We start from the raw sequence: 9,368 nt of genomic DNA on the forward strand, positions 1-9,368 counted from the left end.
TATGATAAAACCGTCGAAGAAGAAAGAGTATGATATAATGAAGCATATGAAAAAAGAAGCATTTATCCAAAAGTTAAATATCAACGAACGCCAGCAGGAGCAGTTCGAAATATATCAACAGTTGTTATGTTCATGGAATCAGAAGATGAACTTGACTGCGATCACCGATGAAGAAGAAATCTGGGAAAAACATTTTTATGATTCGGTCATGCCGTTTGTCGATCTGCCGGCGGGCACCTTATGCGATGTTGGATCCGGTGCCGGTTTCCCGGGCATCCCGGCAGCGATCGTCTATCCGCAGCTGCAGGTCACGCTGCTTGAGCCGAACCATAAACGATGCCGTTTCTTGGAAGAAGTTAAAACACAATGCAGTGTACCGGTTGAAATCGTCTGTGCGCGGGCAGAAGATTTTGTCAAAGAGCGGCGGGAGAGCTTCGATTATGTGTCAGCGCGGGCCGTTGCCCGGATGACGCTGTTGATGGAGCTATGTGCGCCGCTGTTAAAAGTTGATGGATTGATGATCGCTTTAAAAGGGCGAAATGGAAATATTGAATTGGATCAGGCTTCTCAGGCAATGAAGATCCTGGGAATGAAACTAGAACAGGAAAAGGCAGTCACGATCGAGGATGCGGAACATTTGAATTTCTATTTCCGTAAAGTGAGATCAACGCCAAAAAAATATCCGCGGAACTACGGACAAATGAAGAAAAAACCGTTAGGAGAATAAAGATGGGAAAAGTTATCGCAATTACGAATCAAAAAGGCGGCGTCGGCAAGACGACGACCGCGATCAATTTAAGCAGCTGCTTATCCTACAAAGGCAAAAAAGTACTGATCGTAGATTTTGATCCGCAGGCCAATGCGACCCACGGTCTGCTGCGGCTGGATGAGATCCATGGGGAAAATGTGTATTCCGTTATTTTAGAAGAGCAGGATATTCGTCGTTCGATCGTACATAAAAAGCACCCGGACTTGGACATTCTGCCGTCCAATATCAGTTTGGCCGGTGCCGAACTGGTCATGGATAAAATTGATAACGGCAAGGAACGGCTGCTGAAAAATCAGCTGGATCAAGTAAAAGACGATTATGACTATATCATTATCGACTGTCCGCCGTCTTTGGGACTGCTGACCACCAATGCGCTGACCGCAGCGGACAGCGTGCTGATTCCGGTGCAGTGTGAGTATTATGCCCTGGAAGGTGTCACACAATTGTTTTTGACGATCCGGCTGGTGCAGAAAACGTATAAACCAGATTTGAAAATCGAAGGAATCTTATTGACAATGTTCGATGTTCGGACGAAATTAAGTGTAGAGGTATCGCAGGAAGTACGGCAGAATTTCCGTAAACAAGTGTACCAGACTGCGATCCCGCGCAATGTCCGATTATCCGAGGCGCCCAGCCGCAGTCAGTCGATCTTCGAATATGACAATGCATGCATCGGTGCCAAGGCGTATCGTGCGTTGACCGAAGAGTTTCTGAAACGAAACGAAAGGGGATGAAATCATGGATGATGCCAAAGACAATTCCCGTTTAGGACGAGGATTGAATTCTATCTTTGGACAAGATGTCTCAAGAATGTTGGAAGATATTCAAAATGGCGAGGACCAGCGCGAACAGCTGCAGATCCCGGTGGATGAGATCCGCCCGAACCCTTATCAGCCGCGTAAAGTTTTTGAACCGGAAGCATTGAAGGAATTGAGCGAATCGATCCGCCAGCACGGGGTATTCACACCGATCTTGGTCAAGAAATCGATTCAAGGGTATGAATTGGTAACCGGCGAACGCCGCCTTCGTGCGTCCAAGCAAGCCGGCAAGACGTATATCCCGGCGATCGTCGTAGATTTCGATGATCAGCAGATGATGGAGATCGCCTTGTTGGAGAACATCCAGCGAGAGGATCTGAATATCATTGAAGAGGCCAAAGCGTATGAACAACTGATCAAACGTCTGAACTATACGCAGGAACAGCTGGCCCGCCGCGTCGGTAAATCCCGTGAACACATCACCAATACCCTGCGTTTATTGAAACTGCCGGAAGATGTCCAGCAGATGGTCATTGATAAACAATTAAGCATGGGACATGCCCGTGCCCTGTTAGGACTGAAAGATGAAGATCGTATGCGCCAGATTGCCCATCGGGCGGCCGATGAAGGACTTTCGGTACGTAAGGTAGAACAGCTGGTCAAAGATCAGACAAAGAAAAAAGAGGAAAAACCAAAATTTCAGGAAAGCATCTTCGTGAAAGATGCCCGCCGCAAGCTGGAAGAATACTTCCAGACACCGGTCCGGATCACGGAACATGCAGTATCGATCCATTATGAAAACGAAGAAGATCTCAACCGCATGCTGGAGCTGCTGAAATTAATTGAGCCGGAGAATTAATCCGGCTTTTTATTTGTTTTCTTCGGGAAAAGAAGATAACTGGCCGAAATGTTCATTTCGTGTATAATAGGGCTATGCCGAATATGATGGACTATGTTGACTGGCGCGGCGACTTGAGTGCCGTGGTCAGTCCGTGGAATGAAATCGATCAATTGATTTTCGCCTACTTATCGTATGTGGATTTCGACGGTGTTCTGGCCGGACCAAAACGCACGCTTCAGGAAGTGTGCACGGATTATTTTGCGCTGCATACCCGGGAGGAACTGAAAGCCCGTACGACATTCTACAAGCAGGCACCTTTTCTGATGGAAAAGGCAGCCCATTCCGATCGTTACCGAAACATTTGTTTGTCCGATTATGTCAATCAGGTCAATGAACAAAAAGAAGCTCAAATGTCGGCGGTGACGATCTGGATCGATGATACCCATGCATATGTGTCTTTCCGCGGGACCGATGATACCTTTGTCGGCTGGCGGGAAGACTTTAATCTAAGTTATTTGTCGGAGACACCCGGACAGAAGGCCGCGCTGCAGTATGTGAACGAACACTTTTCCGGGAAAAAGCATGTCACCATCGATATGGGCGGTCATTCAAAAGGCGGCAATTTCGCCATTTATGCCGGCGCTTTCTGTGATCCGTCGATCCCGGTGCGTTATATTTTTTCTTTCGATGCGCCAGGTTTCATCGACGAGATCACGCAGACGGAAGCGTATCAAGCCTTGCTGCCCAAAGTGATCAGCGTGATCCCGGAAGAAGCTGTGATCGGTGTCCTGCTTTCCAACAATCTGGAGAACACGATCGTCAAAAGCACCGAACGCGGTGTGATGCAGCACGATGCGATGTCCTGGCAGGTCATGCGCGATCATTTCGACCGGGCCGAAAACCGTACGGCAATGAGCTTGTTTTTTGATCAGACCATGCGTACTTGGGTGGCTAAGTTTGATGCCCAGCAGCGCAAGGCTTTTTGCGACGCGTTGTTTTCATTCTTTGAAGAGACGTCGACCTTGACGGATTTCAATGCGCATAAAGTCCAGTCGATCGGCAATGTCATGAAGACATTGGGGAACATGCCGAAAGAACAGCGTCAGATGTTTTTTAATTTCTTGATGCAGCTGGCGGATTCTGGACGCAGGACGCTGGTCGACGAACTGCGGCGGAAGATCACCGGATAAAATGTCCCAAACAGCACAAATGTATAATTTACGACATTTTATGGAAATTTGAACTATAAAGGGGTAAAATTTACATATTATTTGGGAATAGATGTTATGGAGAAGCGAAAAAAGCGGAATATTATCTTATTTATTATTAGTTATGTCATCAATAATCTTGCCAGCGGTGTCTTATACGATACTTATGTGAACTATCTGCAGGATGTCTCGCCGCAGATCGCAACGTCTTTCTGGGCTTTTTATGGCTATGCGACGTTTGTAGCAGCGTTGTTTTTATTGGCCGTGCCGAAAATCGGTTATAAAAAACTGCTGATGTTCTGTTCACTGGGTACGGCCGCGGCTTTTTTTTGCGTCGTCCAGAACGGCGCTGTCAGTCAGACCTTGCTTTATCTGGCAACGGTGCTGGCACTGACCGGTGTACAGCTGCATTTTGTGATGTTAGCACCATATGTCGCAGCCTATACCAAGGACATGGGCGAAAAAGAAATCTATTGGTATACCCGGACATATTATATGGGATACATCGGCTATTTTGCGGCGACGTATCTGGGCGGATACTTTGTGGTCCGGGCTTTTTCGGTGATCGCACATATCTCGTACGGTGCCGCACAAGAAGCCACACGCTATATCACCAAGATGTCCGCACCGATGTATCAATCGTATATGTCTGCCAATCGTGTTGTGCTGCTGGCAGTTGGGATCATCACCTTGGCTTCGATCATTCCGGTGTTACTGATCAAGGAAGAGAAATCTGATTATCAAAAGGAAAACAAAGAAGTCATTCCATTTAAAGAAAAACTGCAGTTATCCGGCAAGGTCCTGCTCAATCGGGGCGCCCGGTTTTATCTGCTCTACTGGATGTTAATTAGTTTCGGAATGGGATTATTTACGCCGTATTATACGGTGTTCCTGAACCGAAATCTGCATATTGATAAGGCGACCTCATCGTTGATGGTGTCGATTTCCTACATTGCGATCGTGGTTTTTATGTTTTTTACACCGCGTGCCGTGAAGAAATTCGGCAAAGTGGGGACTATTGTATTTACGGTCATCGGCTGCATTCCGTTTATGTTGATGATCGCAAATGGGCAGTCCTTTGGTTCGTTGATGGTGCCGATCGTCGGTTTTGCGCTCTTTATGCGCGCCGGTCTGGCAAACTTAAGCTCACCGGCGGACAGTGCAGTTTCGATGGATGTGATCCATGATACGGAACTAAGGCCGATTTATACGGCCATCGTAAATTTTGCCAGCGGCATTGTCAGCATTTTAAGCGGTTTGTTTACAGGTAATTTCTTATTTACGGAACAATCCGGTTATCAGACGGCTTATTACTATGCAGCGGTCTGCTATGTACTAGCGGCTGTAGTGCTCTGGATCGGTTTGCGAAAATTCAATAAACATGAAAGTGAAGGAGAAGAAGTATGAAAAAGTTCATGGCGAAACTCGGCTTTGGCGAGAAGATGACGCGGAACTTCTGGGCCATCATCATCGTCGCGTTCGGAGGGGCGATCATTTACGGATTGCCTTATTTCCGTTTTGATTATTATGACGTGTATTTATCGACGTATCATCTGACGAACACACAGATGGGCTGGTTCGGCAGCATCCTGGGTGTCTTCGGAATGATTTCGTATCTGTTCGGCGGGGTCGTAGCAGACCGTTTTTCGACCCGGATGATCTTGACGCTGTCATTGATCGGTACCGGACTGGGCGGTTTTGTCCATCTGCTGCCGCTGAATTTTATTCAGCTGTGCTGCCTGTATGCTTTCTGGGGCGTTTCTTCCTTGTTTGCATTCTGGCCGGCCTGCGTGAAGGCGGTCCGCATTCTGTCCGGATCGGGTGATCAAGGCAAGGCGTTCGGTTTCTTTGAAGGCGGCCGCGGTATTGCGGCGGCGCTGATGGCCATGGGCGCTGTTGCGGCTTTCCGCGTTGGTATTGGTTCCATGAATGATGAAGCCAGAGGAATGCGATATGTCATTATTTTCTATTCTGTATTGACGATTGCCATGGGCATTGCCGCGTTCCTGCTGGTTCATGACGACGATAACATCACCAGCAGTGACCGGGTGACATTCAAAGGTATCGGCAAGGTCATCAAGATGCCGGCGGTATGGATCATTTCATTCGTAACATTCTGCAACTATGTATTTACGTTGTCTTTGTATTATTTCACCCCGTATGCGACGGGTATCCTCGGCGCTTCGGTCACGTTTGCGGCAACGCTGGCGGCCTTGAAACGTTGGTTCTCACTGGCCGGCAACATCGGCGGCGGTTTTGTGACCGATAAATTCGGTACCGGCAACGCGCTTTTGGTTTCTTTCTTGGTGATGGCGCTGGGTACTGGTGCTATCTTGATGTTGCCGCAGAATAAAGGAAGCATCGCTGCCTTTACGGTATTATTTATCATTATTTACGTGTTCTATAATGTCAACTATGCGCAGACCTGGGCCATGATGGACGAAGGTTCGCTGCCGGAAGAATACGCCGGTACAGCAGCCGGTATTATTTCAACGATTGGTTATTTACCGGAGATCTTTGTTTCGTTGATCGCCGGTGTGCTGGTCGACAATAACCCAGGCTATGACGGCTATTTGAAATTCTTCGGATTCTTGATCGTCATGCTGCTGCTGGGCGCCGTCTTCGTTGTGGTTTGGAAACGGTATTTGAAAAAACACGTCGTACAGCAGGGATAAATCGTGGAATATATTTTTGAACAAGTCTGGGTCGAGACCCCGGTGGATACGGATCATGACGGCATGCTGGATTTGATCCGCGTGCTGATCAAACGGCCGAAGTCCGGAAAAGTGCCGGCTGTCTTTGTGGCCAATCCGTACATGATGCACTGCAACGAAGATTGGTACGATTTGTATGATGTGCACAAAGATGTGCAGGCTTTTCCGCAGCAGTCCATTACCAAAGCGGACATCACCTTTGATTTCAGTGTATCCCGAACGGTTCAGCCGCAGAAACCGCGGCAGACCGCCGGTTTCGCGAAAACCAATATCACCCCGGATTACACCGATATTGAATGTATTTCGCCGCTGTATGATCATTTATTGGAACGCGGTTATGCTTCCGTGTTCAGCGCCGGCTTAGGAACGCGTGGCTCTCAAGGTATAACATTGAGCGGCTCCCGGGAAGAGATCCTGGCTTTCCGTTCGGTCATCGACTGGCTCAACGGCCGCTGCCGGGCATTTACGAATCTAACGGACAACATCGAGATCAGGGCAGACTGGTGTACCGGAAAGGTCGCTATGTCGGCACGTTCTTATTTAGGCACCATGTGCATCGGGGTCGGTGCTACGGGTGTAAAAGGGCTGGAAACCATCATTCCGGAGGCCGGCATCAGCAATTGGTATGAATATTATCGGATGCATGGTCTGAATCTGCCGGCTTTAGGCTGGCAGGGCGATGATATCGATATCCTGGCAAAGTATTGTTTTTCCCGCACGTACGATCCGGAAGACTTAAAACAGATCAAACCAGAATTTGAAAAGAGCCAGACCTGGTTCAAACGTCACATTGACCGTGAATCGGCCAACTATAACCGATTCTGGGATGAGCGCAATTATTTAAATCAGCTGGATTCTTTCAAGGCCAGCGCTTTGATCATTCAAGGACTGAATGACTGGAACGTGAAACCGAAGCAGGCCGTTGATTTGTTTACAGGTCTGCAGGCCCGCGGGATCGAATCCAAATTGTATCTGCACCGCGGGGCACATATCTATACGTATTTCCTGGAAGGTGCGCACACGGTCGAATTGATCGACCGTTGGCTGGATCATTATTTGAAAGGGGCTGACAATGGCGTTGAGAAAGAAGACGCGGTCATCATTGAAAATAACCTGGATCAGAAAGTCTGGGAAACATTCCGGCAGTGGCCGGTTATAGAGTCGCGAGCTGCATTCCCGATCGATGCCGAGGGGGAAGCATCCTTTACCGACGGTTGGAAAAACAGCTGTTTTGATCCGCAAGATCCGAAACCGCAGGCGTGGCTCGATGAACTGGTTTTATCCGATTCAGCCAATAAACTGCGCTTTCTGAGTGAGCCGTTACCGGAAAACCGGCGGATCTCCGGAACGATCAAGCTGACATTCGAAGCAAAACTAGATCAGCCAACTGCCATCCTCAGCGCCATGTTGGCGGATCTTGGGGAAGATGACCGGTTGAACGGCGAAGCCGATGGGGATGAATACAGCCACTATGAATTCAAAAAAGTACACGCACCATATGGGGTGATCACCCGCGGCTGGATGAACGCGCAGAATCGGGAAAATGATTATTGTAAACAAGAATTGAAGATCAATGCATATTACACATATACGCTGGATCTGATTCCGATGGACTATATGGTCCGCAAAGGACATCGCCTGGCGCTGATCCTTTATGGGATGGATGCCCAGTGTACGCAGATCCCGTTGACCGAATGTACAGTCACGGTCAAACAGGACAGCATTCATTGTATGGTTCCGATCGAAAAAGGCTTCCGGTGATCCAGAAGCCTTTTTAAGAATAAAAAATTGACCGAACGGTCAATTAGTTGTATGATATCAACGATGAAACAGGCAGAACGAACCAAAGAAACAAAAAATAAGATACTGCGGGCCGCGATCACAGAGTTCGGCCGCGTCGGCTATCAATCCGGTGCATTGAATGCAGTCTGTCGCTCCGGCATCAACAAAGGCTTGATTTATCATCATTTCGGCAATAAAAAACAGCTCTATCTTGCCTGTCTGCAGGCCAGCTGCGAACAAATGATGCATTGTTTGGCGCAGGATCCGCCGGCCGATATTCAGCAGTATCTGGATGTACGTTTGTATTTCATCCGGACCTATCCGGAAGAAAGCCGGATCTTCTTTGAAGCACTGCTCGATCCGCCGGCTGACTGCCGGAAAGAAGTAGAGGAACTGCTGAAACCGTTTCATCAATATAATGAACAAATGACCGCCCGTATTCTTCAGTCTGTTACTTTACGTGCAGGGGTTTCAGCAGCATCGGCTGAAACGTATCTTTCCATGATGCAGGAGATGTTCAATAGTTATTTTACGAGCGGAAAATTTCATGATGTATCGTGGTCAGAACGGCTGGCCGCGCATGAACAGGCGATCCATCAGATTGCCGATTACATTTTATATGGCATTGCGGAAGGAGAAAGAAAATCATGATCTATATACGTTGGGTGTTAATGTTGGCGCTGGCATTCGGTGCCGGTGAACTGGTACGGAGAATTAAGCTGCCGGCGATCTTAGGCTGGCTGATCTGCGGCATGCTGCTGGGACCGCACGGACTGAACCTGATGCCGCAGACGTTGATCGATGACGGCGTCTATAAAGCAATTATTCAGTGGATGCAGGTTTCCTTCGGCGTGATGCTGGGCAGTGAGTTGATCTGGAAACGGCTGAAACGATACGGCCGGGAACTGATCGTCACCACGTTGTGGCAGTCCCTTTCGACATTTGTGGTCGTTTCGCTGGCGTTTTCTTTGATCTGCGTTCATTTGAATATGCCGATCTACGTCGGGTTCATTTTCGGCGGCATTGCCTTGGCGACCGCACCGGCCCCGGCTTTGTCCATTGTCCGTGAGTTTCATACCAGCGGCCCGGTGACCGATACTTTGATCCCGATGACCATCTTGGATGATGTCGTCGGCATTGTGGTGTTCTTCTCGGTCAATGCCGTGGCAACTGCGCAGGTCAGCGGACAGGGCGGTGCTGCGCTGCTGGCTGTGATCCCGGTCATGATCTTTCTGCCGATCATACTGGGAATCGTGGTCGGCATTCCGTGTGCCCGGCTTCTGCGTCAGGTTCCGG

9 protein-coding genes are annotated in these 9,368 nt (G+C 48.6%); all 9 read left to right on the top strand.

Annotated features, from left to right (window positions below):
• Positions 1-46: 46 nt before the first annotated feature.
• A complete protein-coding gene (gene rsmG, locus HNQ47_RS09490) occupies positions 47-727 on the top strand; it encodes a 16S rRNA (guanine(527)-N(7))-methyltransferase RsmG (protein ID WP_183329164.1) in 681 nt (226 codons plus the stop codon).
• 2 nt (positions 728-729) lie between these two features.
• Positions 730-1,503, top strand: coding sequence for a ParA family protein (locus HNQ47_RS09495; protein ID WP_183329165.1), 774 nt, complete (start codon positions 730-732; stop codon positions 1,501-1,503).
• 4 nt (positions 1,504-1,507) lie between these two features.
• Positions 1,508-2,386: a ParB/RepB/Spo0J family partition protein gene (locus tag HNQ47_RS09500; protein WP_183329166.1), complete on the top strand. Its 879-nt coding sequence runs from the start codon at positions 1,508-1,510 to the stop codon at positions 2,384-2,386.
• 74 nt (positions 2,387-2,460) lie between these two features.
• Positions 2,461-3,558 (top strand): Mbeg1-like protein, encoded by a 1,098-nt coding sequence (locus HNQ47_RS09505; RefSeq protein ID WP_183329167.1) that lies wholly within the window; start codon positions 2,461-2,463, stop codon positions 3,556-3,558.
• A 96-nt stretch (positions 3,559-3,654) separates the two neighbouring features.
• Positions 3,655-4,983, top strand: a complete 1,329-nt coding sequence (locus tag HNQ47_RS09510; RefSeq protein WP_183329168.1) for an MFS transporter — start codon at positions 3,655-3,657, stop codon at positions 4,981-4,983.
• Positions 4,980-6,251, top strand: a complete 1,272-nt coding sequence (locus HNQ47_RS09515) for an MFS transporter (protein WP_183329169.1) — start codon at positions 4,980-4,982, stop codon at positions 6,249-6,251. The genes HNQ47_RS09510 and HNQ47_RS09515 overlap by 4 nt, the downstream gene beginning before the upstream one ends.
• A 3-nt stretch (positions 6,252-6,254) precedes the next feature.
• Positions 6,255-8,051, top strand: a complete 1,797-nt coding sequence (locus HNQ47_RS09520) for a CocE/NonD family hydrolase (protein ID WP_183329170.1) — start codon at positions 6,255-6,257, stop codon at positions 8,049-8,051.
• Positions 8,052-8,114: 63 nt separating this feature from the next.
• Entirely contained in the window at positions 8,115-8,723 is a 609-nt protein-coding gene (locus HNQ47_RS09525) for a TetR/AcrR family transcriptional regulator (protein ID WP_183329171.1), read from the top strand.
• Positions 8,720-9,368 (top strand): cation:proton antiporter domain-containing protein (locus tag HNQ47_RS09530; protein WP_183329172.1); only part of this gene is annotated, 649 nt, incomplete at its 3' end. The genes HNQ47_RS09525 and HNQ47_RS09530, both read left to right, overlap by 4 nt.

Origin of the sequence: Catenisphaera adipataccumulans (assembly GCF_014202755.1) — a bacterium.
Classification (GTDB): Bacteria; Bacillota_I; Bacilli_A; order Erysipelotrichales; family Erysipelotrichaceae; genus Catenisphaera; species Catenisphaera adipataccumulans.